Annotated in this window: 19 protein-coding genes; 9 read left to right on the top strand and 10 right to left on the bottom strand. The window is 71.5% G+C overall.

What is annotated here, in order from left to right:
* Positions 1 to 114 precede the first annotated feature (114 nt).
* From OG199_RS37355 to OG199_RS37345, 3 genes are all read left to right on the top strand, one after another.
* Positions 115 to 1,635, top strand: coding sequence for an alpha/beta hydrolase (locus OG199_RS37355; protein ID WP_405833240.1), 1,521 nt, complete (start codon positions 115 to 117; stop codon positions 1,633 to 1,635).
* 245 nt (positions 1,636 to 1,880) lie between these two features.
* Positions 1,881 to 2,153, top strand: coding sequence for a DUF4190 domain-containing protein (locus OG199_RS37350; RefSeq protein WP_356809507.1), 273 nt, complete (start codon positions 1,881 to 1,883; stop codon positions 2,151 to 2,153).
* A 228-nt stretch (positions 2,154 to 2,381) separates the two neighbouring features.
* On the top strand, positions 2,382 to 2,828 hold the full coding sequence (locus OG199_RS37345) for an ATP-binding protein (RefSeq protein ID WP_401801877.1): 447 nt from the start codon (positions 2,382 to 2,384) through the stop codon (positions 2,826 to 2,828).
* A gap of 293 nt (positions 2,829 to 3,121) precedes the next feature.
* Here OG199_RS37345 and OG199_RS37340 read toward each other — a convergent pair whose 3' ends face one another.
* A complete protein-coding gene (locus tag OG199_RS37340; protein ID WP_405833239.1) occupies positions 3,122 to 4,891 on the bottom strand; it encodes a lectin in 1,770 nt (589 codons plus the stop codon).
* 17 nt (positions 4,892 to 4,908) lie between these two features.
* Positions 4,909 to 7,707 carry a PQQ-dependent sugar dehydrogenase gene (locus OG199_RS37335; protein WP_405834790.1) on the bottom strand — a complete coding sequence of 933 codons (2,799 nt, stop codon included), beginning with the start codon at positions 7,705 to 7,707 and terminating at the stop codon, positions 4,909 to 4,911.
* A 537-nt stretch (positions 7,708 to 8,244) separates the two neighbouring features.
* On the opposite strand from OG199_RS37335, the gene OG199_RS37330 reads away from it, so the two are divergent.
* Both OG199_RS37330 and OG199_RS37325 read left to right on the top strand, forming a co-directional pair.
* Complete coding sequence (locus OG199_RS37330) at positions 8,245 to 8,883, top strand: RNA polymerase sigma factor (RefSeq protein WP_401801872.1); 639 nt, start codon at positions 8,245 to 8,247, stop codon at positions 8,881 to 8,883.
* Positions 8,880 to 9,941, top strand: coding sequence for a CU044_5270 family protein (locus OG199_RS37325; RefSeq protein WP_405833238.1), 1,062 nt, complete (start codon positions 8,880 to 8,882; stop codon positions 9,939 to 9,941). Before OG199_RS37330 ends, OG199_RS37325 begins: the two co-directional genes overlap by 4 nt.
* 117 nt (positions 9,942 to 10,058) lie before the next feature.
* Here the strand turns inward: OG199_RS37325 and OG199_RS37320 are convergent, their stop codons facing one another.
* Positions 10,059 to 10,907: a LysR family transcriptional regulator gene (locus OG199_RS37320; RefSeq protein ID WP_405833236.1), complete on the bottom strand. Its 849-nt coding sequence runs from the start codon at positions 10,905 to 10,907 to the stop codon at positions 10,059 to 10,061.
* Between the two features lie 104 nt (positions 10,908 to 11,011).
* Here OG199_RS37320 and OG199_RS37315 point away from each other — a divergent pair, with 104 nt between their 5' ends.
* Positions 11,012 to 11,755 (top strand): SDR family oxidoreductase, encoded by a 744-nt coding sequence (locus OG199_RS37315; protein WP_405833235.1) that lies wholly within the window; start codon positions 11,012 to 11,014, stop codon positions 11,753 to 11,755.
* A gap of 173 nt (positions 11,756 to 11,928) precedes the next feature.
* Entirely contained in the window at positions 11,929 to 13,314 is a 1,386-nt protein-coding gene (locus tag OG199_RS37310; protein ID WP_405833234.1) for an MFS transporter, read from the top strand.
* A 48-nt stretch (positions 13,315 to 13,362) separates the two neighbouring features.
* Here the strand turns inward: OG199_RS37310 and OG199_RS37305 are convergent, their stop codons facing one another.
* The 4 genes from OG199_RS37305 to lnt form a co-directional block, all read right to left on the bottom strand.
* Entirely contained in the window at positions 13,363 to 15,285 is a 1,923-nt protein-coding gene (locus tag OG199_RS37305) for a helix-turn-helix domain-containing protein (RefSeq protein WP_405833233.1), read from the bottom strand.
* A 78-nt stretch (positions 15,286 to 15,363) separates the two neighbouring features.
* Positions 15,364 to 16,164, bottom strand: coding sequence for a 3-hydroxybutyrate dehydrogenase (locus tag OG199_RS37300; RefSeq protein ID WP_405833232.1), 801 nt, complete (start codon positions 16,162 to 16,164; stop codon positions 15,364 to 15,366).
* Positions 16,165 to 16,224: 60 nt separating this feature from the next.
* The gene (locus tag OG199_RS37295) at positions 16,225 to 16,698 is read right to left on the bottom strand and encodes an NUDIX hydrolase (protein WP_401801855.1); all 474 of its coding nucleotides are present in this window, start codon (positions 16,696 to 16,698) and stop codon (positions 16,225 to 16,227) included.
* Positions 16,699 to 16,817: 119 nt separating this feature from the next.
* Positions 16,818 to 18,431 carry an apolipoprotein N-acyltransferase gene (gene lnt / locus OG199_RS37290; protein WP_401801852.1) on the bottom strand — a complete coding sequence of 538 codons (1,614 nt, stop codon included), beginning with the start codon at positions 18,429 to 18,431 and terminating at the stop codon, positions 16,818 to 16,820.
* 298 nt (positions 18,432 to 18,729) lie between these two features.
* Between lnt and OG199_RS37285 the strand changes: the two genes are divergently transcribed.
* On the top strand, positions 18,730 to 19,803 hold the full coding sequence (locus OG199_RS37285) for an O-antigen ligase family protein (RefSeq protein ID WP_405833230.1): 1,074 nt from the start codon (positions 18,730 to 18,732) through the stop codon (positions 19,801 to 19,803).
* A gap of 47 nt (positions 19,804 to 19,850) precedes the next feature.
* On the opposite strand, the gene OG199_RS37280 is transcribed toward OG199_RS37285, so the two are convergent.
* Both OG199_RS37280 and OG199_RS37275 read right to left on the bottom strand, forming a co-directional pair.
* Positions 19,851 to 20,396 carry a hypothetical protein gene (locus OG199_RS37280; RefSeq protein WP_356806012.1) on the bottom strand — a complete coding sequence of 182 codons (546 nt, stop codon included), beginning with the start codon at positions 20,394 to 20,396 and terminating at the stop codon, positions 19,851 to 19,853.
* A gap of 106 nt (positions 20,397 to 20,502) precedes the next feature.
* A complete protein-coding gene (locus OG199_RS37275) occupies positions 20,503 to 21,288 on the bottom strand; it encodes a glutamate racemase (protein WP_405833229.1) in 786 nt (261 codons plus the stop codon).
* 58 nt (positions 21,289 to 21,346) lie between these two features.
* Here OG199_RS37275 and OG199_RS37270 point away from each other — a divergent pair, with 58 nt between their 5' ends.
* Entirely contained in the window at positions 21,347 to 22,522 is a 1,176-nt protein-coding gene (locus OG199_RS37270) for a glycosyltransferase (RefSeq protein WP_405833228.1), read from the top strand.
* Positions 22,523 to 22,526: 4 nt separating this feature from the next.
* Here the strand turns inward: OG199_RS37270 and OG199_RS37265 are convergent, their stop codons facing one another.
* On the bottom strand, positions 22,527 to 23,870 hold the full coding sequence (locus OG199_RS37265; protein ID WP_356800995.1) for a TerD family protein: 1,344 nt from the start codon (positions 23,868 to 23,870) through the stop codon (positions 22,527 to 22,529).
* Between the last annotated feature and the right edge of the window lie 53 nt (positions 23,871 to 23,923).

Here is a 23,923-nt window from a genome sequence, read left to right as displayed (position 1 = left end):
CTCTGGGGGAGTTCCTACGGTACCGGCGTGCGCGGCCCGGGCCCACGTCCGGGTTCGCGGACCTCGGCGTACGCGAACGGCGTGACGTCAGGTGTCGGACTCGAGGAGACAGTCATGGCCGTGTTCATCATGGTGGCGGGCGTGTTCACCGGCGCAGGTGTGTGGCAGGAGACAGCCGCGCGGTTGGCGGCTGCGGGCAGCGAGGTGCACGCGGTCCCGCTCACCGGAGTCGACGCGGGCCGGCCCGCCGCGTCGGACCGCGTCGGTCTGGAGACGCACATCGCGGACGTGATCGCGGTGATCGACGCGGTGGGCGCGGCGCCCGGACGGGAGATCGTGCTCGTCGGCCACGACTACGGGATCCATCCGGTGCTCGGTGCCGCCGACCGGCGGCCGCAGCATGTCGCCCGCGTCGTGTACCTGGACTGCGGAATGCCGCAGAACCGCGTCCCGGCCCTGGCCGCCGTACCGGACCGGATCCTCCGGGCACAGCTGGCTGACCGGGCTCAACACAGCGGCATCGAGGGTGAGTTGGCGCCGCCCTCCGGTGACGAGTGGGAACGCTGGGGAAGTACGGACGGCCTCTCGGCCGCGGCACTGGAGCGGCTCACCGCCCTTGCCGTGCCGCAGCCGCTGGGCACCCTGCTCCAGCCGCTGCGACTGACGGGAGCGGTGGCCGCGCTGCCCACCACCGGAGTGCTGTGCACCCGAAACGGCGTCGGTGTCGACGTGGTGCAACAGCGCGTCGATCTCGGCGACCCGGCGATGGCGGCCCTCACCGAACCCCAGGTCACCTTCTTCGAACTGCCCACCGGTCACTGGCCGATGCTGTCCTGCCCCTCCGCACTGGCGGACGTCCTGCTGCGGGCCGCGGCCGGAGAGGGGCGCCGCCTGCGACCGGTCGACGCCTCCGCAACTCCCGTCCACCTCCGCCCGTTCCCGCTGGAGGTACCCGAACTTCCCCGTGACCGCAGGGGACATGTCGACCTGTACATCCCGGACGCCAAGGGCCCTCGACCGGCCGTGGTCTTCGTGCACGGCGGCCCGGTGCCCGCCGGAGCCCGGCCGACCCCGCGCGACTGGCCGACCCTGGTGGGATACGCCCGCCTGGCGGCCGCCGAGGGCGTGATCGGCGTGACCCTCGACCACCGGCTGCACGATGTCGGCGACTTCGAACGCGCCGCCGCGGATGTCACCGCCGCCCTGGACCTGGTGCGGGCCGATCCCCGGGTGGACGCCGACCGGATCGCCCTGTGGTTCTTCTCCGGCGGCGGCCCGCTCACCGCGGACTGGCTGAGGCACCCCCCTGCCTGGCTGCGCTGCCTGGCCGCCTCGTACCCGATCCTGGCGCCGCCGCCCAACTGGGGTTTGACCGGCAGCCGGTTCCACCCGGTCCGGGCGGTCACGCAAGCGGGCGCCCTGCCCCTCGTCCTGCTGCGCGCGGGGCGGGAGACACCCGAGATCGCGGCCACCGTGGAGGCGTTCGTTTCCGCAGCCAAGGACTGCGGGGCACATCTGGAACTGGTCGACGTACCGAACGGCCACCACGGCTTCGAGACCCTCGACGCCACCGAGGAGACGCGCCTCGCCCTGCGCCACGCGATGCGCTCGGTGGTGACCCGTCTGACCTCCTGACACCGCACTGTCGGCAGCCGCTGAATCGTCCCTCACAGTGCGGCGGGCCCCTCCGGTCGCGGTGCGACGGCCGGGCCCGGTCAGTCGCCGCACCGACCCCTCCCGGCGTCCGGCCTTCACCCCAACTGTTCGCGGAGTGAGGGAGCTTGGTGACGACAGTCAGGCATGACCTGTCGATGTCGGGTAACCCGAAAGAGACTGAAAGGGCCACACGTAACGTACGGCGACATTTCGGGAGAAGAGTTATGACGAGCTACAGCGGAAGCGGTGCGCAGCGGACGAGCCGGACCAGCGGTCTGGCGATCGCGGGACTGGTCTGCGGCATCGTCGGCCTGTTCATCCTGCCGATCATCCTGGGACCGCTGGCGATCGTTTTCGGTGCCGTCGCACTGCGTCAGACCGCGAGCGCGATGCCCAAGTGGGACATCGGCCTGGGTGTGGCCGACCTCGTGCTCATGGTCGTGATGTTCGTCGTCGCCGCGAACAACGGCGGCAGTGTCTTCTGGCACGTCGGCTGACCAGCCGGCACGTCAGGTATGCACAGCTCCACGGCTCCAGGTGTCACCGCGCCCGCGCCGCCCCGCCCCAGGGGTCGCGTGGGCGCGGTGCCGAGATCCGGCCGAGTGCAGCGGTCGTCCGTGTGGAGGACGACCGGTCGGCGCGATCGGAGCGCCTGCCCGCACGAGGCCGGGGTACCCGGCTCCTGCACGGACCTGGGCGGACAACGGCAAGGAAGTGAAGACACAGTGGCAGTCAAAGCCATGGGCTGGGCGCACTCGTTCGCGGTGTCGGGAGGCGTGCGGGCCGGACGACAGTGGACACGGAACCATCTCAGGTCCCTGCCATGGGCCGCCGAGGAACCCGACACCGCTGACGCGGTCGTCCTCTGCGTGTCCGAACTGCTCACCAATGCCCACGTTCACGCCCACAGCGACGCCCACCTCGTCCTCACCTGGGACGGCGACTGCCTGCACGTGAGCGTCCACGACGAGGACCCCACCCTGCCCCGGCAGCGCGACCCGGAGCCCGGCGCGACGTCCGGACGGGGAATGGGCATCGTACGCACCCTCGCTGACGACTGGAGCATGAAGTGCCAGCGGCACGGCAAGACGGTGACCGCGTGCTTCCGCCCGGCCGCCGCCCATCGGGAGACGGAGGGCCCGGCGCGCGCGCCGGCCTGCCCGGCCGAATAGGGAAACACATGCGGGGCGCATACCGGTTGCGCCCGGTGCGGGAGCCAGGCGGTGCGACGGCTGATGCCGACTCAGAAGCTGCGGCCAGGACCAAGATCAAGACCGCGACGCCCCTCGTACGCCTTCAAGCTGCCGTGGGCCGGCAACCAGTGCTTCGTCGTGGGCGCACCTGAGCACCCGGACCAGGACACCACCCGCCGCGCCGAGATCGCACCGGCCCGGCAGCCCTTCACCGTGCCGACTCCCCCGGCCGGCGGGGACCCCCCTCGGAGGGAGCCCCCGCCGGCCTCGGGTCAGGGCAGGGTCCATTTCTGGTTGGCGTTGGCATGGCAGGTCCACAGGTGGACGGGCGTGCCGTCGTTCCAGGTACCGCCTGACGCGTCAAGACACTTGCCGGACTGCGGGTTGCGGACCGTACCGTCGGACTGGGCGGCCCAGGTCTGCGCACCCGAACCGTTGCAGGTCCACAACTGGATCCTCGTCCCGTCGGCGGCGGCACCACCGGAGACGTCGAGACACTTGCCCAACGCCCGCAATGTGCCGTCGCCGGAGACCGTCCACTTCTGGGCCAGCGATCCGTTGCACGTCCAGATCTGCACCTTGGTGCCATCGGCGGTCTGAGCGTTGTCGACGTCCAGGCACTTGCCGTTCACCCCCCTCACCTCACCCGAACGGGTTCCCGGATCCTGCCCGCCGCCCCCCTTGACGCGGATGTTGCGGAACGAGACGTCGTCCCCGTCCCCGTGGTTCTGGAGACCGATGTATCCCTGGCGAAGGCTCCGTACGGGATCGGTGTTGGTGAAGTCGTTGATCTTCCGCCCGTTGAGGAAGATCTCCAACCGCTCCCCGGTGACCCGGAGTTCGTACGTGTTCCACTCCCCCGGTGGGTTCAACGCGGAATCCCGCGCGGCCAGGTCGGCGGACTGGAAGCCGTACACGGCGCCCGTGGTGCGGTCGGCGGTGTCGGTGGAGTCGATCTGGATCTCGTAGCCGTTGTTCACCGCCGACCACGGGTCGTCGGAGGACGGGAAGCCGATGAAGACACCGGAGTTGTCGTCCCCGGCCATCCTCCAGTCGAGCTTGAGGGAGTAATCGCCGGTGAACTCCTGGGCGTTGTACCAGAGCAACCCCATCCCGCCCACGGAGCTGAGCGTGCCGTCCGCGAGGCTGAACCGCCCCGGGCCGGCCTGCTTCCAGCCGCTGGTGGACGAGCCGTCGAACAGCGGCGTGTAACCGGTCTCCGGGCGGCAGTCCGCGTCGGTCATGCCGGCCGCCCAGCGGATGCCGCCGAGGAGGTGCCGCCGGAAGGCCGGATCGGTGTACGACTCGTCGGTGTGGCCGCCGCCGGTGTAGAAGGCCCGCCCGCCTTGGTAGTCCTTGCACCAGGCGATCGGGTGGTCGCCGGACATGTTCCCGCCCGAGTAGCTGGACTCGTCGAGCGAGGCCAGGACGTGAGCGGTGGTGCGCGGGTTGGTGCGGTAGTTGTACCACTCGTCCGTGCGCTGCCAGGAGGAGCCCAGGTGCGCGGTGGCGTCGTGCGCCCGGTCCTCCACCTTCACCGTCGCGGACTGGATGGCCGGGTGCGAGTGGAACAGCGCCCCGGCCAGATCTTCGTAGAAGGGCCAGTCGTACTCGGTGTCGGCGGCGGCGTGGATGCCGACGTATCCGCCGCCACCCTTGACGTACTGCTCGAAGGCCGTCTGCTGGGCGGTGTTCAGCACGTCGCCCGTCGTCGACAGGAAGACGACGCTCTTGTACTGGGCGAGGTTGCCCGTCGTGAAGGCCTGCGCGTCCTCGGTCGCGTCCAGGGTGAAGTTGTTCGCGGTGCCCAGGGCGCGCAGGGCGGCGATGCCGTCGTCGATCGAGTCGTGGCGGAAGCCCGCCGTCTTGGAGAAGACGAGGATCTTGTACGCCGGGTCGGCCGCCGCGAGCGGCCGTGCTCCAGCGGTCACGGAATCGGTGGCCGACCGGCTCACCGCGCCGGGCAGCGCCGTGGCCTGCGATGACAGGCACAGCGTGGCGCCGACGAACAGGCCGAGGGCCGCCTTCAGGTACGTACGCATGGTCGGTCTCCTCCCTCCTACGGCAGGGTCCATTTCTGGTTGGCGTTGGCATGGCAGGTCCACAGGTGGACGGGCGTGCCGTCGTTCCAGGTACCGCCGGACGCGTCGAGGCACTTGCCGGACTGCGGGTTGCGGACCGTGCCGTCGGGCTGGGCGGCCCAGGTCTGCGCACCCGAACCGTTGCAGGTCCACAACTGGATCCTCGTCCCGTCGGCGGCGGCACCACCGGAGACGTCGAGACACTTGCCCAGCGCGCGCAGCACGCCGTCGCCGGAGACCGTCCACTTCTGGGCGACGGACCCGTTGCACGTCCAGATCTGCACCTTGGTGCCATCGGCGGTCTGAGCGTTGTCGACGTCCAGGCACTTGCCGTTCACCCCCTTCACCTCACCCGAACCGGCGCTGCCGCCCGAGGTGGTGAAGGAGAACTCGTCCAGGTCGAAGAGCGCACCGCCGCCGCCCTTGAAGACGAGGTACAGGGAAGTGGAGCCGCTGGGCTGGTTGCTCAGGCCGGCCGTCACGTCCTGGAAGGTCTCCCATCCGCCGGTCACCGGCACGGTCGCCGTGCCGAGCAGGGTGCCGGTCGTGGAGCCGGAGCGGACCTCGATGGTGCCGCCCGCACCCCCGGAGGAGACCCGGGCAGAGAACCGCGTCGCGTTGCCGAGGGCGTACGGCCGGAACGAGATCCAGTCGCCGTTCTCGATGTTGCCGACGGTCTTCCCGCCGTGTGCGGGACCGTGCGAGATGACGTCGACGCCCGCGGAGGCGCCGTAGTGCTCGCCCTGCCGGTGGCCGGGCTGAAGGACGTGCTGGTCGTGCGAGGTCAGCGCGGGCTGGCCGCCGGCACCCTTGTCGGTGTACTCGGCGTCGATCACGCCGAAGATGTTGGCGTTGGGGTCGTGCTCGCCGTCCGCCAGGGTCTGCAGTGTGCCGCTGCATCCGGTGGTCGAGGTCTGCGGGTGGCCGTGGCTGTCGTGTCCGACGATGAAGGTGACCTTCACCTTGGTGCAGTCGACGGTGCCGTCCTCGGGGTCGGTCACCGTCACCTTGAACGGGATGGCGGCGCCGAAGTCGTAGATGCTTCCGTCCAGGGGCAGGTCCAGCTTCACCGTGGGTGCGGTGTTCCCCACCGTGATCTGCACGGAGGCCGTGGCGGACTTGCCGGTGGTGTCCGTGACCTTCAGCGTGGCGGTGTACTGGCCGTTGGTCGCGTAGGTGTGGGAGGGGTTGGCGGCGGTGGAGGTGGCGCCGTCGCCGAAGTTCCAGGCATGGCTGAGGGCGTCACCGTCCGGGTCGGTGCTGCCGGCGGAGGAGAACGCGACGGCCAGGGGCGTCTTGCCCGAGGTGACGTCGGCCTTCGCCTGCGCGGTCGGGGCGAGCCCGTCGGTGACGTGCTCGATGCGGTACAGGGCGGAGTTCTCGTCGCCGCTGAAGTAGCCGGTGCCGTAGTCGAGGACGTACAGGGCTCCGTCGGGGCCGAAGGCCATGTCCATCACCTGGGTGCCGGCCCAGGGGAAGGGATTGATGGACTGCACGGCACCGTCGGTACCGGCCTCGATGCGCTTGATCCAGCGGCGGCCGAACTCCCCGGCGAAGAAGTCACCGTCGAACTCCTGCGGGAACTTGACCTCGGAGGTGGAGGCGGCGTCGTACCGGTAGACCGGGCCGCCCATCGGGGACTCCGAGCCGTTGCCGAACTCCGGGACGGACGCGCCGTCGTAGGGGATCCAGGCGGGCTGGACGGGAGGCAGGTCGGTCAGGCCGGTATTGCGCGGCGAACTGTTCTTGGGCGCCGCGCAGTTGAAGGCGGACCCGGAGGCACCGGTGGCGAAGTCGTAGTCGATGTAGGCGTCGTTGTCACCGGTGCAGTACGGCCAGCCGAAGTTGCCGGCCTTGGTGATCCGGTTGAACTCCACCTGCCCGCCGGGTCCGCGCGTGGGGCTGGCGGTGCCGGCGTCGGGACCGTAGTCGCCGAGGTAGACGGTGCCCGTGGGCTTGTCGACGCTCATGCGGAAGGGGTTGCGGAAGCCCATCGCGTAGATCTCGGGGCGGGTCTTCGCGGTGCCGGGCGCGAAGAGGTTGCCGCTCGGGATCGCGTACGACCCGTCGGCGTTCACCTTGATCCGCAGAACCTTGCCCCGCAGGTCGTTGGTGTTGCCCGCCGAACGCTGGGCGTCGAAGGCGGGATTGCGGGTGGCGCGCTCGTCGATCGGGGTGTAGCTGTCCGAGGCGAACGGGTTGGTGTCGTCGCCCGTGGACAGGTACAGGTTCCCGGCCGCGTCGAAGTCGATGTCGCCCCCGACATGGCAGCAGATGCCGCGGGAGGCAGGCACGTCGAGGATCTTCTTCTCGCCGGCGAGGTCCAGGGTGCCGTCGGTCCTCAGAACGAACCGCGACAGCCGATTGACCCCGTCGAACGGGGTGAAGTCGGCGGCCGTGCCGTCCGCGGGGGCATCACCGGCCGGGGTGCTGAGCTTGGGCGCGTAGTAGAGGTAGAGGTACCGGTTGGACGCGAAGCCGGGGTCCACGGCGACGCCCTGCAGACCTTCCTCGTCATGGTTGTAGACGTCCAGCTTGCCCGCGACGGAGGTGGTCCCCGCGGCGTTCGTCAGCCGGATCGTGCCGTCCCGGGCGGTGTGCACGACCGAGCGGTCCGGCAGTACCGCGAGGGTCATCGGCTCACCCGTCTCGGCCACGCCCTTCGCCAGCGTGACCTGCTGGTACTCGACGGCGGCCGCCTTCGGTGCGTCGACCGGATCCGCCTGTTGTGCGGCGGCCGGTGCGATCGGGAGCAGACAGCCGACGGCGCAGGCCATGGCGGTCACCAGGTGACGGACACGTCTGTGTCCGAGCGGTTTTTTGCGCACAGAGGTCTCCCATAGTGGGGTGGGATGACGACAGCCCTCGCCGGACTGCCAAGCGGTGCACAGGCGCGCGCCGTCGCGCCGGCCATCCCGGCCACAGCAGCGCTATGACCGGTTCATTTCAAGAAGTTAGCGACCTTTGTAAATCTCCGTAACCCACTGAGCACAACTTCCCAAGACTTTTTCCCCACCAAGGACAAAGTCGGGTTCCCGCGGACGAGGGAGGCATCCCGAAGGGGTGCGTCCGGTGCGGGCGCGCGGCCCGTGGTCGAGGGTGCAGGTCCAGCATCGATCCGAGGTCGTTTACTATTCAAACAAACACAGAGGGGTAGTCACCGCGGTCGGCAGCCACAGCTCGCGCCGCGCCCCGTCGAGGGACGATCGGCCCATCGAGGGCACGCAACAGTGGGGTGCCGAAATCCTGCCGCGCCTCACCTGGCTGTGACCCACCTCACGGGAACTGGCCCGGTACGACCGACAGGTACCTGCGTGAAGCAATCCTTGCGAGCTCGTCTGCGAGCCGGCGATCCAGAAGCCTTCCGCCAGCTGTTCCAGGAACTGGGCCAGGCGATCTACGCGCATGCCTACAGGGCTACGGGTGACTGGTCGGCGGCCGAGGACGCGGTGTCGCTGACGTTTTTGGAAGTGTGGCGTCTGCGGGAGCGGCTGGAGGAGGGTGACGAGAGCGTCCGCCCGTGGGTGTACGGCATCGCCACCAACGTCCTGCGCAACCGCGGACGGGCGGCGCGTAAACATCAGCGGATCCTGGCCCGTTTCCCGGTACCGGAGACGGTGCCGGACTTCTCCGACGAGGTCACTGAGCGCATCGACGACGGTGAAAGACTCGCAGCCGCCAGAGCGGCGGTGGCCAGGCTGCGCCGCGGGGACCGCGACGTCTTCATGCTGTGCGTCTGGTCCGACCTCAGCTACGCCGCGGCGGCCGAAGCCCTGGGCATCCCGGTCGGCACCGTGCGCTCCCGGCTGTCCCGGGCACGTGCCCGTCTGCTCAAGCTGACGGAACAAGAACTGGGACGCGCGAGAAAAAGAGTGGAACCCCCTGCGGACATCCGACAGATACAGGGCGACCGCACACCCGCGGTCCGGTCGATACAGGAGAAAGCCCGATGAACGCTCCGAAGCACGGTGACGAGGTCGAGCGCCAGGAGCTGTCCCACCTGCTGCCGCGCCCCGGCACGCCTGGTCTCTCTCCCGCCCGGTCTCAACGTCTCGAGGAATATCTGATGCAGGAAGTCACCCAGGTCGGCGCGCAGGCCCAGCCGTCTCCCGCCGCGAAGCGCGGTATACCCCGCTGGAGCCTGATCGCCGCGCCGGTCGCGGCACTGGCCGTCGCCGCCGCCGTCGCCGTCAGCGTCACCGGGTCCGGCACGGGGCCCGCTGATGACAGTGTGGCGATGGCATCGGTCATCACCGTGCAGCCTGCCTCGGCTCACGGCGCCACCGCCTTTCTCAGCCAGGTCGCTGCTGCGGCCGGCAAGCAGAAGTCCCCGGTCGTCGGTGCCCACCAGTTCATCTACGTCAAGAGCAAGGTCGGCTTCACCCACCAGGTCAAGCAGCGCACCATCGGCGGCCCGGCCAAGCTCGACGCCGTCCACCAGCGCGAGGTGTGGCTGGCTGCCGACCCCTCCAAGGACGGCCTCATCCACGAGGGCGGCCAGAACATCACGATCCACAACAGCGGCGCGGGCGTGGTCAACCCCGACGCAGCGTCGCAGCCCCCGAGGCCGGGCACCGTTCCGCAGATCGCCTCGCTGTCCACGGACCCCGACGCACTGCTGAAGCAGATCTACTCCGCCACCCGCGGCGAGGCTCCGGGCAAGGACGCGGCCGCGTTCAACTGGGTCGGCGACACCGTGTCCGAGTCGATCGTCCCCGGAGACGTGGCCTCCGCGATCTGGCGGGCCGCCGCGAAGATCCCCGGCGTCGTCCTCGTCAAGGACGCCACCGACGCGGCCGGCCGGCACGGCGAAGCCATCGCCCACGTCTCGAACGGGGAGCGCACGGAATACATCTTCGACCGCGACACCCACCTGTTCCTCGGAGAGCGCAGCTACCTCGTCAAGGACACCCCGGAGGGCAAGGCCGGCATGCTCACCGGCACCAGCGCCATACTCTCCCGCGCCGTCGTGAACAAGATGGGTGACCTGCCCGCGGGCGCCCGCGCCTGACCCCCACACACCCCAACCGCCCGGCTGCTGACCACCACTCAGCAGCCGGGCGGTCTCGTTCCCCCAACCGGCGCCAACACGGCCGGGCTTGAGGAGAGACACCGTCGTCCGACTCGCTCACAGGGCAGTGGCGGCGCGGACCAGCCCCGCGACCGCCGTGGAGCGACTGTGCGGGGGCCAGGCGATGACCGTGGTGACGCGGGGGGCGTCGGGAACCGGCACGGCGGTGAGGTCCTCGCGCAGGCCGGTGCGGCCCGACTCCGGCACGACCGCGCAGGCGCGGCCGAGGGCGATGAGCTGGGTGAGCTGCGTGTGGTCGCGCACCTGCGGTCCGGGGCCGTCCGGGAAGGTGCCGTCAGGGCGGGGCCAGCGGGGCAGGGGCAGGTCGGGAAGGTCGGTGACCTCGGCGAGCCGCACGTGGGGGCGGGCGCTGAGAGGGTGGCCCGCCGGGAGGATCGCGAGCTGCCCCTCGGAGTGCAGGTCCTCGGTGTCGAAGCCGCCCGTGTCGTCGAATGGCCGATGCAGCAGGGCTACGTCGGCCCGGCCGTCGTGCAGCAACCGTGCCTGCTCGCCCGGCCCGCACAGCACGACGTCCACGGCGACCGCGTCGGGCTCGGCGGCGTAGGCGTCGAGGAGTTTCGCCAGCAGTTCACCGGAGGCGCCCGCCTTCGCGGCCAGGACCACGGCGGGGCGGCCGGTCGCCGCGAGAGCGGCCCGGCGGGTGCGCCGTTCGGCGGCCTCGACGGCGTCCAGCGCCGCCCGCGCCTCCCGCAGCAGCACCGCCCCCGGTCCGGTCAGGGCGACACCCCGGCTGCCGCGCTCCAGCAGGAGGGTGCCCAGGCGCCGTTCGAGCCCGCCGATCGCCCGCGACAGCGGGGGCTGGGCGATCCCGAGCCGCTGCGCGGCCCGGCCGAAATGCAGCTCTTCGGCGACCGCGACGAAGTACCGCAGCTCACGTGTCTCCACCCCGCCAGCCTAACCGCGACGGCCAGGAGCGATACCCGGGCGGTATCGCCGTCCACCCAGTCGGTCTTGGACGCCCTGCCCGGCGGGGGAGAAGTATCGCTGTCATGAGTGAGACGAACACCGTGAACCACCACAAGGTCGCGCTGGTGACCGGAGCCAACAAGGGCATCGGGTACGAGATCGCCGCCGGGCTCGGCGCCCTCGGCTGGTCCGTCGGAATCGGCGCGCGGAACGAGGAGCGGCGCGAGGCCGCTGTGGACAAGCTGCGCGCGGCCGGAGCCGACGCGTTCGGCGTGCCGCTGGACGTGACCGACGACGCCAGCGTGACAGCGGCGGCCCGGCTGATGCAGGAGCGGGCCGGGCGGCTCGACGCGCTCGTCAACAATGCGGGGATCACCGGCGGCGGACCGCAGGAGCCCACCACGGTCGACGTGAACCGGGTGCGGGCGGCCGTGGAGACCAACGTGATCGGCGTCATCCGCGTCACCAACGCCCTGCTCCCTCTGCTGCGCCGCTCGCCGTCGCCGCGGATCGTGAACGTCTCCAGCAGCGTCGGCTCCCTCGCACTCCAGACCACGCCTGGCGCCGAGACGGGCCCCATCTCCATCGCCTACGCTCCGTCGAAGACGTTCCTCAACGCCGTCACCGTGCAGTACGCCAAGAAACTGGCCGACACCCACATCCTGATCAACGCCGTCTGCCCCGGCTTCACGGCGACCGACCTCAACGACTTCCGGGGAGTGCGCACCCCCCAACAGGGCGCAGCCGCCGCGATCCGGCTCGCCACCGTGTCGGCCGACGGGCCGACGGGCCGCTTCTTCGACGACGAGGGAGAGGTGCCCTGGTGACGCGCTACGACTCCGGGCCGATCAGAGAACCGCCCGTCCGCGAACCGGCATGGTGGCCGCACGCATAGCCACCCTCCGAACTATGTTGCCCCACCACATGTGCCCCTGACCTGCGTCTTCCTACGGTGTGCCCACACGTACCCGTCCCCACGGCACACAAGGAAGTGGCGCACATGGCCTCCGCGGCAACCGCTCCCCCACCACCCGCCAACCTCAAGCGCATCGTCGCCGCCAGCCTCATCGGCACGACCATCGAGTGGTACGACTTCTTCCTGTACGGCTCGGCGGCCGCGCTCGTCTTCAACAAGCTCTTCTTTCCCGGCTCCGACCCGCTCGTCGGCACGCTGCTGTCGTTCCTCACGTACGCGGTCGGTTTCGCGGCCCGGCCCCTCGGCGCGCTGGTCTTCGGACACTACGGGGACCGGCTCGGCCGTAAGAAACTGCTCGTACTCAGCCTGTTGCTGATGGGCGGGGCGACGTTCGCGATCGGTCTGCTGCCGACGCACGCGACGGTCGGCGCGGCGGCCCCCGTGCTGCTGACGGCCCTGCGCCTCGTCCAGGGCTTCGCTCTGGGCGGCGAGTGGGGCGGTGCCGTCCTGTTGGTGTCCGAACACGGGGACGCGAAACGGCGCGGGTTCTGGGCCTCCTGGCCGCAGACCGGCGCACCCGCGGGGCAGCTCCTGGCGACCGGCGTGCTCTCGCTGCTGACCGCCACCCTGTCGGACGACTCCTTCGTCGCCTGGGGCTGGCGGATCCCGTTCCTGCTGTCCGGCGTGCTGGTCGTCGTCGGTTTGTGGATACGTCTGTCTGTCGACGAATCGCCTGTGTTCAAGGAGGCGTTGGCGCGGGCCGAGGTGCGGGGGCGGACGCGGGGGTCCGCCGCGGAGAGGCTGCCGCTGGTGTCCGTGCTGCGTCACCACTGGCGCGACGTCCTGGTCGCGATGGGCGCTCGTATGGCGGAGAACATCAGCTACTACGTGATCACCGCCTTCATCCTCGTGTACGCCACCACGTCGGCCGGCGTCTCCCGGCAGACCGCGCTCAACGCGGTACTGGTCGCCTCCGCCGTGCACTTCGCCGTCATCCCCGCGTGGGGCGCGCTGTCGGACCGGATCGGCCGCAGGCCCGTCTATCTGCTGGGCGCCGCCGGAGTGGGCCTGTGGATGTTCCCCTTCTTCTCACTCATCGACACGGGCGGCTTCGGCAACCTGGTCCTCGCCGTCACCGTCGGGCTCGTCCTGCACGGCGCGATGTACGCGCCCCAGGCCGCCTTCTTCTCCGAGATGTTCGCGACGCGAATGCGCTACTCCGGCGCCTCGATCGGCGCCCAGTTCGCCTCGGTCGCCGCGGGCGCCCCCGCTCCGCTGATCGCGACCGCGCTGCTGTCCGACTACGGCAGCTCCACGCCGATCTCCCTGTACGTCATCGCGGCGGCCGTGCTGACCCTGATCGCGGTGGGTGTCGCCGAGGAGACCCGGCACCGCGACCTGGCCGGCGTGGCGGACCACGACGGGACAGAGGTGGCCGAGCAGGCGACGGATGCGCGATCCACGGCCTGACCGCTCCGCACGTCCTCATCTCCCGGCCCCCGTACTCGTGTACGGGGGTCAGTGCCGTGCGGCCGTGGACAACCGGTGCAGCCGCAGGGCGAGTTGGATCTCCAGCACCCGGGCCGGGCTCTGCCAGTCCTCCCCCAGCAGCCGGCCCACCCGCTCCAACCGCTGGGCCACCGTGTTCACATGGACGTGCAGGTCGTCCTTGGTGCGCGCCGGGCTCATCCCGCACGCGAAGTAGGCGTCGAGAGTGCGCAGCAGATCGGTTCCGCGCTGCTGGTCGTAGGCGACGACCCGGCCGATGGTCCGCCCGACGAAACCGGAGATGTCGCGGTCCCCGGCGAGCAACAGCCCCAGGAACCCGAAGTCCTCGGCGGCGGCGCCGTCCCCGGTGCGCCCGAGCAGGCGCAGCGCTTCGAGACAGCGCTGTCCCTCCGCGTACGCCGCCGCCACCGCTTCGGGGTGCGCGGCGAGGGCTTCGAGGGGTGCCGAGGCGCCGACCGTGACGGCCTCGTGGACCGCGGTGCCGAGCTGTCCGGCCGTGCGGCGGGCCAGGTCGGTGGCGGTCTCGTCCTCGCCGAGCGGGAGCAGCAGCACCGTACCGCCGTCCCTTGCCGCGGCCAGTCCGTGTCCGGTCGCGGCCAGATGGGACGCGGCGGACCACAGCCGTCGACGGGCGTCCGCCTCGCGTTCGGCATCGGCGGTGGATGTGTCCAGGCGCGCGGCAAGGACCACATGGACGGCGTCCAGGTCGGCGTGCAGGCGGGTGGCGCGCTCGCGCAGCAGGCGTGGGTCGCGGTCGCGGGCGTCCAGCAGATCGTCCAGCAGTTCGCCGCGGACGCGCTGTTCGGCCTCGGCGGCCGAGCGTCGGGCGAGCAGGAGCAGTGAGGTGACCATCGCGGCGCGCTCAAGGGTGCGCTGGTCGACGGGGTCGAGGTCCGGCTGTCCGCCCAGCACCAGCGCGCCGAGCAGCTCTCCCCCGGCCGCCACGGCCGCGACCCAGTCCCGACCGTGTCGCACCGCGTGGCCCTCGGCGCGGGAGGCCTGGAGGGCGGCGTCGGGTGCGGTGTCCGTCCCGGTGAACTCGACCGGCCCGTCGAGTACTTCGGAGACCGCGGCGGCCACGTCATGGACCCCGCCGCCGCGCAGCACCAGCTCGGCGAGGCGGTCGTGGACGTCCGTGGCGCGCTCGATGACTCCGCTGCGGTCCCGGATGATCTCGTTGGCGCGGCCCAGACGGTCGAGGGCCGAGCGGGTCTCCGTCAGTCGGTTCGCCGTGTCGATGGCCGCCGCGGCCAGCGCCGCGAACGAGCCCAGGAGGGCGATCTGCTCACGCTCGAAGATCCGTGCCCGGCGGTCCGCGGCGAACAGCACTCCGATGACGTGCCGCCCGATCATGAGGGGTACGCCGAGGATGGCCACCAGGCCCTCGTCCCGTACGCCCGCGTCGATGGCCCGGGTGTGCTGGAACCGGTCGTCCTTGAAGTAGTCGTCGGTGACATAGGGGCGGGCGGTCTGGGCGACGAGCCCACCGAGCCCCTCCCCCATGCCGAGCCGCAGCTGCTGGAAGCGCGCCGCGACCGAGCCCTCGGTGACCCGCATATAGGTGTCTCCCTCGGCCTCGTCGTGCAGGCTGAGGTAGGCGACGTCCGTGCCCAGCAGGGACCGGGCCCGCTGCACGATCGCGCGCAGGACGGCGTCGAGGTCGCGCAGGCCGGCCAGGTCGTGGGCGGTCTCGAAGAGCGCGGACAGTTCGGCCTCGCGACGGCGCCGGCCCTCCATCTCGGAGCGCACCCGCAGGGCGAGCAGCTTGGCCTCTTCGAGCGCGGCGACGCGGGTGGCGGAACAGCTCTCCGCGCGGGCGAGCAGGACCGGCTGTTCGTACGCCTCGGCGGGGGCGCCTCTGGCCAGCAGTTGGAGGAAGGGCGTCTCGGCGTTGTCGGAGCGTTCGGCGGACTGGACGTGATCGCGGGACATGCTCAAAGGATGACCTGTCGTGAGGCCGGCCCGACCGGCCCTGTGGATAACCCGGCCGGCTCGGCGGCGCCGGACCGGCTAGTGCGCCGTCCAGCCGCCGTCCATGACCAGCGACGTGCCGGTGACGAATGAGGCCTGGGGCCCGCACAGATAGGCCACCGCCTCGGCGACCTCCTCGGGTTCGACGAGCCGTTTGACCGCGCTGTCCCGCAGCAGCACCTCGGACAGCACACGCTCCTCGGGAACGGCGTGGGCCCGCGCCTGGTCCGCGAGCTGCTTCTCGACCAGTGGGGTGCGCACGTAGGCGGGGTTCACACAGTTCGAGGTCACTCCATGGGGGGCGCCTTCCAGGGCCGCCGTTTTCGACAGTCCTTCCAGCCCATGTTTCGCGGCCACATACGCCGACTTGAAGGCTGACGCGCGCAACCCATGGACCGAGGACACGTTGACGATCCGACCCCAGCCCTGCCCGTACATGTGGGGGAGCGCGCCGCGGATCAGCCGGAACGGGGCCTCCAGCATCACCGTGAGCATGGTGTGGAAGACCTCGGGCGGAAACTCCTCGATGGGCCGCACCGTCTGCAGTCCGGCGTTGTTGACGAGGACGTCCGTCCCCGCGGCGGCGAGTTCCGCCGCGTCGAGGTCGGTGAGGTCGAGCGGCTGCGGCTCCACGGTGCCCGGCAGGCCCCGGGCCAGTTCGGCGAGTACGTCCAGCCCCGCGGTGTCCAGGTCGACCGCCCGTACCTTGGCCCCGTCGGCGGCCAGCCGCAGCACACAGGCTCGGCCGATGCCGCCGGCGGCGCCGGTGACCAGGGCGGTACGGCCGTCGAGGCCGGACGCGGGGGCGTGGGGGCCCGGGAGGGCGCTGGGCGCGGTCATGGCTCGACCCTAGGCAGCCCGACCGCCCTCCCACATGTGCTCATCCCACACAGTTCCACTTCAAGTCGTGGTGTCGAACCATGCGGGTGCGTGAGACAGGGCCTGCTTGATCCGGAACATCGCGAACTCGTTCAGTTCCGGCAGCGCGTCGACCGAGAACCAGCCGACCTCCAGCGACTCGTCGTCATTGACCCGCGCGTCGCCGCCGACGGCGCGGCAGCGGAACGTGACGTCCATGAACTGGCAGGTGTCATCGTTCTCGTAGGTGACCGGATCCAGGGCCTGGACGAGCACGACACGCTCGACGACGCAGCGCACCGCCGTCTCCTCGAAGACCTCCCGCACGGCGCAGGCCGCGGGCTGCTCGCCCGGATCCGGGATGCCACCGATGACCGACCACTTACCGGTGTCCGAACGCCGGCCCAGCAGCACTCGGCCCTCGTCGTCGAAGACGATGGCGGTGACTCCGGGGAGCCAGAGCAGCTGATGCCCCGCGGACGCCCGGATCGTACGGATGAAGTCAGGAGTAGCCATGGCCCGACCCTAACGGTCCGCTTCCGCCACCCGGCCGCGCGACCCTGCCCGCTCCGCGCCGCAGTACAAGGGCGTGCGTGTTGCGAAGGTCCCGCCTGCCTCGCGACGCCCGGCACGCCCTAGAGCACACCGTCCCGGCGCCCGCGGACCGCCCTGGCCCCGGCCCAGCCGAGCCCGCCCGCCGCGATCAGCACCAGGAGCATCTCGGGGAGGATCCCCATCCGCGTGGCAGGGGTCTGAGACGAACGGAGCGGCACCTTCTGGACCAGTGAGTCCGCCACGAACATCCCGGTCTTCTGGGTGATCTTCCCGTCCGGCATGATGATGGCGCTGACGCCGCTGGTCACCGGCACCGTGACGGTACGGCTGTGCTCCACCGCACGGACCCGGGACATGGCGAGCTGCTGGTAGGTCATCTCGCTGCGGTCGAAGGTCGCGTTGTTGCTCGGCACCGAGATGATCTGCGCCCCGTCCGTCACGGTGCTGCGCACGGCCCAGTCGAAGGCGGCCTCGTAGCAGGTGACGAGGCCGACCCCGGTGCCGTCCATGGTGAAGACGCCGGGCTTGTGACCCCGGCTGAAGTCCTGGCGCACCATCGACGTCCAGTTCTTGTTGATCGCGCCGAGCAGCGAGCGCAGCGGAAGGTACTCGCCGAACGGCTGGACCTGTCGCTTGTCGTACGTGTCCAGGGGGCCCTTCACCGGGTCCCACAGGATCTGCTCGTTGTAGAGCTTGCCGTCCCGCTCGACGACGCCGCCGACCGAGATGGGCACGCCGATGGCCTTGGCCGCGGAGTCGATGACGGCGCGGGCGTCGGCGTTGGTGAACGGGTCGACGTCGGAGGAGTTCTCCGGCCACAGCACGAAGTCGGGCCGCGCGACCTTGCCCGCCTTCACCTCGGCGGCCAGCCGCTCGGTCTCCCGCGCGTGGTGGTCGAGGACGGCGCGCCGCTGGGCGTTGAACTCGAGTCCCGCGCGCGGCACGTTGCCCTGGATCACCGCGACGGTCGCCGTGCCGTCCTCGGCCTTGTCGCTCACCAGTGAACGCGCGGCGAGCGCCCCCGCCACGGGGACCGCCACACCGAGCAGCGCCACCACGGCGGCACCCCGTCGTACGACACCGGTGCGACGGCCCTCGGCGACCTGGCGCACGATCTCGTACAGGCCGAAACCGCAGAGCACCACTCCGAAGCCGAGGACCGGAGTCCCGCCCAGAGCGGCGAGCGGCAGGAAGATGCCGTCCGCCTGCCCGAAAGCGATCTTCCCCCAGGGGAAGCCGCCGAACGGCGCACGCGCGCGGGCGGCCTCTCCCGCGATCCACACGGCGGCGGCCCACAGGGGCCAGCCGGGCAGCCGGGACACCAACGTGATGCCCGCGCCGACGAGCGCGATGTACACCGCTTCCACGGCGACGAGCGCGAGCCACGGCCCGGGGCCGACCTCCACGCCGGTCCACACGAGCAGCGGCAGCAGGAAGCCGAGGCCGAACAGATAGCCGAGCCCGAGCCCCGCCTTCCAGGAGCGACCGCGCAGGACCCAGGCGAAGACCGCGAAGGCGGGCAGCGCCAGCCACGACACCGTGCGCGGCGGGAAACTGACGTAGAGCAGTACGCCGGAGAGCGCCGCGGCGGCGGCCGGAGCGTATCGCCGTGCCAGTCTGGCCCCGCGCGATGCGGTCACGGCGCGGGGTTCGAGCTGTTCCGGCTCGTCTACGGAGGTTGCGGTGGCGGTCACCCGGGGAGTGTACGGCGCGTGACCTGGGCTCCGACAGCACGGTCCGTCCCCGCGACCCTGCTGGAAGCTCCCGCCGCTCCCGATCGGCCGCGGCCCTGGGTTCCGCGCCGCCCGGAGACGGATCACGCGTCCCGGGCGCCGCTCACCGCCCGTCCGATGCATCGTTTTTCTGCGCAAGTCATCCACAAACCGGCGCATCAGCCGTTACGGTGTGCCCGAGCTTCTGACGTGGCCGGATACTGCCATGACGGTCGGGGCTCGTCACGGGTCGGGGGGCGACGGGGTGGGTTCGACGGGGATGACGTCCGCGGCCGGTGCGACGGGCGCAGACGAGAGACAAAACGTTTCGGACGCGGCGGGCGTGATCGTGCTCGGGGCCTGCGCGGTCTGGTCACTGATCACCGCGGCCGTCCACGACGGACGCCCCGAGGGCGTCCTGCTGGCGGTGCTGGCGATGGCCGCCGGCTACGCCTCGGGCCGGATCCTGGGTGCGGTCGTGCCGGTCGCCGCCCCCTGCGCCGGGGCCCTCGCCGGACTCGGCCTGGCCCTCACCGCGCGGTACACCACTCCGGGCCCACAGATCACGGCGCCGCTCGGGCACACCGGCGCCACGGCCGCGCTGCTGACCCTGTCCACCGCGGCGGCGTGCTGCGCGGCCTGGGCGGCGCGCCCGCCGGCGCTGCGGCTCGCGCTGCGCCTGCTGGCCCTCGGGATCACGGTGACCGCCGCGGTCCTCGGCTCGGCCGCGGGGTGCGCCCTCGGCGCCGCGGTGCTGCTGTGCTCGCTCGCCGCCGACCGCGTGCGGCGCCGCGCCCTCGGCCTCGGGGCCCTCGCGCTCACCGCGGCCCTGGTCACGTCGACGACCTGGGCCGTCGCCGAGGACGCGCTCCCGGGCGGGCTGACCGCCTCCCTCGAAGATCAGCTCACCGAGCACCGCGTGCTGCTCTGGCAGGACGCGGTGCATCTGGTCGGCCGGAATCCGGCGCTGGGTGTGGGACCGGGCCGCTACGGAGAACTCAGTCCGACGGTCGCGCTGGCGCCACTGCCCGACGGCAAACCCCACTCCGCCGCACTGCAGCAGGTGGCCGAGCAGGGCGTGGTCGGCGCCGTGCTGCTCGCCGTGCTCTTCTGCTGGGTCCTCTACTCACTCTGGCGGTCTCCGCGGTCCACGCCGATCGCATTGACGGCGGGGGCGGCCCTGACCGCCCTGGCCGCGATCGCGTCGGTGGGCAACGCGCTGAGTTTCACCACGGTGACGGCGGGCGCGGGACTGCTCGCGGGGCTCGCGACGGCTCGGCCGTTGGCGGACGGGAGCCCGGAGGGCGTCATGAGGGAGGACGAGCGTCTCTGGGCACACCGGCTCGAACCGTGAACCCGTGAGTCGGCACCGCGGCCCCATGGCCCTTCAGGCGTACGGGATCAGATCACGGCGCCGGGAGTGGCCGGCCGGAGCCTGTCGCGGATCACCCGTACGGCCGCCTCGGCGTTGTCCACCGTGATGGTGAACGTGTGGCCGTCCCCGAGCCGGAGCACCATGCCCTCGCCGCGCCGGACGATGACGGCGGTGCCCTTCTCGGGACGCCAGCGGTAACCCCAGCCGCCCCACTGCCACGGAGTGACGCTGGGCGCGAAGTCGGCACCGACCACGTCCGAGAGAGGAATGCGGCGCCGGGGCAGCCCGACGTGCCCGCAGCGCACTTCGAGGCAGTCCTTGTCGACCTTCACGGCGACGTGCACGAAGGCGAGCGTGCCGAAGAGGACGAGCAGTCCCGCGGCGATGCAGCCGACGACGGACATGGCGAGCGCGGCCACGCCCGAGGTCCATGTGGACTCGACGGCCAGCTCGATGCCGAGCGCGATACAGGCGGCACCGGCGAGCGCCGGAAGCCACTGGACGCGATTGGTCGCACGCCCGGTCCAGACATCGGAGTGCGGGATGTATTCGCCGTGGGGGTGGTCCCTCATGCCTAAGAGACTACTCATGTTCCGCAGCGCGGGCACCGGCTCGCAGAGCGTCACTGCTCCGCCGGGGCGGTCCGCGGACAGCGGGCGTCCGAGCGGTGACCGACGGTCAGCGGGCGGGGCTGACCGCCTGCAGGAGGCGGCCCTCCTCGTACTCCAGGGCGGGCTCGGGGAGGGCTCCCGCCCGGCCGCTGAGAAGCACGGTGACGGTGCCGTCGGCGGCCGCACCCGGGTCCGGGAACGCGCCGATCCTGCGTAGCGCCTGCGCGGCGACCGCACCGGCGGAGGCGTGCAGGACGAGCGGCGGGCGGCCGGGCCGCTGCACGGCCGCGCGGATCCGTTCGGCGACCAGTTCGTAATGGGTGCAGCCCAGGACGACGGCCCTTACATCGTCGGGGGTCCGGGCGGCGGCCGCGGCGATCGCGGCGTCGATACCCGCCTGGTCGCCGTGCTCCACGGCATCGGCGAGCCCGGGGCACGGCACCTCGGTGACGGCCACTCCCGCGGCGAAGTCACGGATGAGTCCCCGCTGGTACGGGCTGCCGGTGGTGGCGGGTGTGGCCCAGATCGCGACGGGACCGCCGCCGGCCGCGGCCGGCTTGATCGCCGGGACCGTGCCGATCACGGGCACCTCCGGCTCCAGGCGGGCGCGCAGGGCGGGCAGCGCGTGCACGGAGGCGGTGTTGCAGGCGACGATCAGCGCGTCGGGACGGTGTTCCGCCGCCGCCTCTGCGACCGCGAGCGCGCGCTCGGTCACGTCCTGGGGCGTACGGGGTCCCCAGGGCATGGTGTCGGGCGCCGAGGAGAGGACGAGATCGGCGTCGGGCCGCAGTCGACGTACCGCGGCGGCAGCAGCGAGCAGTCCGATTCCGGAGTCCATGAGCGCGATCTTCACCCGGTCACCATAGACGATCCGCCCCGACGGGCCCCCGGGGTGGGGCAGACTGCCGCGCGTGAGTGCCGTCGTGTGGACCGCCGTGGGATCACTGGTCGCCTGGCTGTGGCTGCTGCTCGGCCAGGGCTTCTTCTGGCGTACGGATCTGCGGTTGCCGCCGCGCCGCGAGCCGGACGACTGGCCGTCCGTCTGTGTCGTGGTCCCCGCACGCGACGAGGCCGGGGTCCTGCCCGCGAGCCTGCCGACCCTGCTCGCGCAGGACTATCCGGGACCGGCCGAGGTCTTCCTCGTCGACGACGGCAGCTCGGACGGCACCGGGGAGCTGGCCCGTGAACTGGCCGGCGCGCACGGTGGGCTCCCGCTCACCGTCGACTCGCCCGGGGAGCCGCCCGCGGGCTGGACCGGCAAGCTCTGGGCCGTACGCCACGGCATCGCCCTGGCCCGCACGCGCGAGCCCGTGTACCTGCTGCTGACGGACGCGGACATCGCCCACGCGCCCGACAGCCTGCGCACGCTGGTCGCCGCGGCGCACACCGGCGGTTTCGACCTCGTCTCCCAGATGGCCCGGCTGCGGGTGGAGAGCGTGTGGGAGCGGCTCGTCGTGCCCGCGTTCGTCTACTTCTTCGCCCAGCTCTATCCCTTCCGGTGGATCGCGATGAGGGGGTCACGCACCGCGGCCGCGGCCGGTGGCTGTGTCCTGCTGCGCGCGGACACCGCCGAGCGGGCGCGGATTCCGGACGCCGTCCGGCACGCCGTCATCGACGACGTGGCGCTCGCTCGGGCCGTCAAGGGCGTCGGTGGTCACATCTGGCTGGGGCTGGCCGAGCGGGTGGACAGTGTGCGGCCCTACCCGCGGCTGCACGACCTGTGGCGCATGGTCTCGCGCAGCGCGTACGCCCAGCTGCGGCACAACCCGCTGCTGCTCCTGGGCACGGTCCTCGGCCTCGCCGTCGTCTACCTGGTGCCGCCGGTCGCGCTCGTCACCGGCCTGGTCGTGGGCAGTACGGGGGGCGCGGCGGCCGGCGGGCTCGCGTGGCTGCTGATGACGGCAACGTATCTGCCGATGCTGCGCTACTACCGGCAGCCCTGGTGGCTCGCTCCGCTGCTGCCGGTCACCGCGTTCCTGTACCTCCTCATGACGGTCGATTCCGCGGTCCAGCACTACAGGGGGCGCGGCGCGGCATGGAAGGGCCGCACCTACGCGCGCCCCGACACCGCCCTCGACGAGCGCTGACCGCTCACTTCCTGCCGGGCGTCCAGTTCATGCCCCACCCGTAGACCTGGTCGACGGTGCGCTGCGGGCTCACGCCCCGTTTGGGCACCAGGTAGCGGGCCTCGCGCTGGACGATCAGGTCACCGCCGTTGTTGGTGATCAGGGCGAGGGCGCAGACGGTCGAGGGCACGGTGCACTCGTCGAGCGAGAAGTCGACCGGTGCGCCGTTCGCCGGCTGCAGGGTGACCGTGGCATGCAGGTCGGCGAAGGAGCGCGCTCCTTCGTAGATGGTCACGAAGATGAGGATGCGCCGGAAGCTCTGCCGGCGGTCGAGGTTGACGGTGAGGTTCTCGCCGCTCTCGACGGCACCGGTGCGGTCGTCGCCGTCGAGATGGATGTACGGCGGCTGGTGGAGTGCCCCGAAGGCGTTGCCGAGCGCCTGGACGACTCCCTTGCGGCCGTCGGACAGTTCGTACAGGGCGCACAGGTCGAGGTCGAGGTCCGCGTGCATCGCGACGGCCCGGCCCCGTTTGCTGCCCCACGCCGAGAACTGTTTGCGTGTCTGCCAGTTGAGGTTCACGCGCAGGGAACCGGATGTTCCGCCCTGTTTGGTCAGCGACACCGAGGGCGATTCTTTGGTGAGGGTCACCTTGGACAGGCGCACCGCGGTCCGGGGCGGCGCGGGCGGCGGAGGCTGCGTGGGCGGTGTCGTGGTGGCGGGCGGGGCGACCGGTGGGGGCGGGCCGACCACGCGCGTGCCGGGCGCGGGCGGCGGGGAGGCGGCGGGCGGCGGGGAGGCCGGACGAGGGGAGGAGGGCAGGGCGGCGGGCGGCGCCGTGTGCTGGGGCTCGTCCACCGTGATCCCGTAGTCCGTGGCCAGACCTTCCAGACCGCTGCCGTACCCCTGTCCGACGGCGCGGAACTTCCAGGCGCCCTGGCGCCGGTAGAACTCCCCGAGCACGAAGGCCGTTTCGACCGTCGCGTCCCTGCTGTCGAAGCGGGCGACCTCCGTGCCCCGGCCCGCGTCGAGCACCCGGACGTACAGGCCGGGTACCTGCCCGAAGGTGCCGCCGTCGGCGGAGGCGGCCAGCACCACGGTCTCGATCACGGGCTCCACGCGCGCGAGGTCGACGAGCAGCGTGTCGGTCACCTGACCGCCCGCGTCACGCTTTCCTTCGTGCCGCACGGCGCCGGAGGAGTGCGCGGGCTGGTTGTAGAACACGAAGTCGCTGTCGGAGCGCACCTTCCCGGACACCAGCAGCAGCGCCGACGCGTCCGCGTCGGGCACCCCGGGGCCCGAACTCCAGCCCATTTCGACGCGCAGCGCACTCGTCGGCACCGGAACGTTCGATCCCTTAGACATTGTCATGTCCGCCCCCATCACGTGTCACCGCGCCAGGCCGCGCCCCCGGGCCGCCTCTC

The sequence above is a fragment of the Streptomyces sp. NBC_01176 genome, assembly GCF_045039825.1.
Lineage (GTDB): Bacteria > Actinomycetota > Actinomycetes > Streptomycetales > Streptomycetaceae > Streptomyces.
Note: the sequence above shows the minus strand (reverse complement) of the source record. Positions and strands in the feature narration are given on the sequence as shown.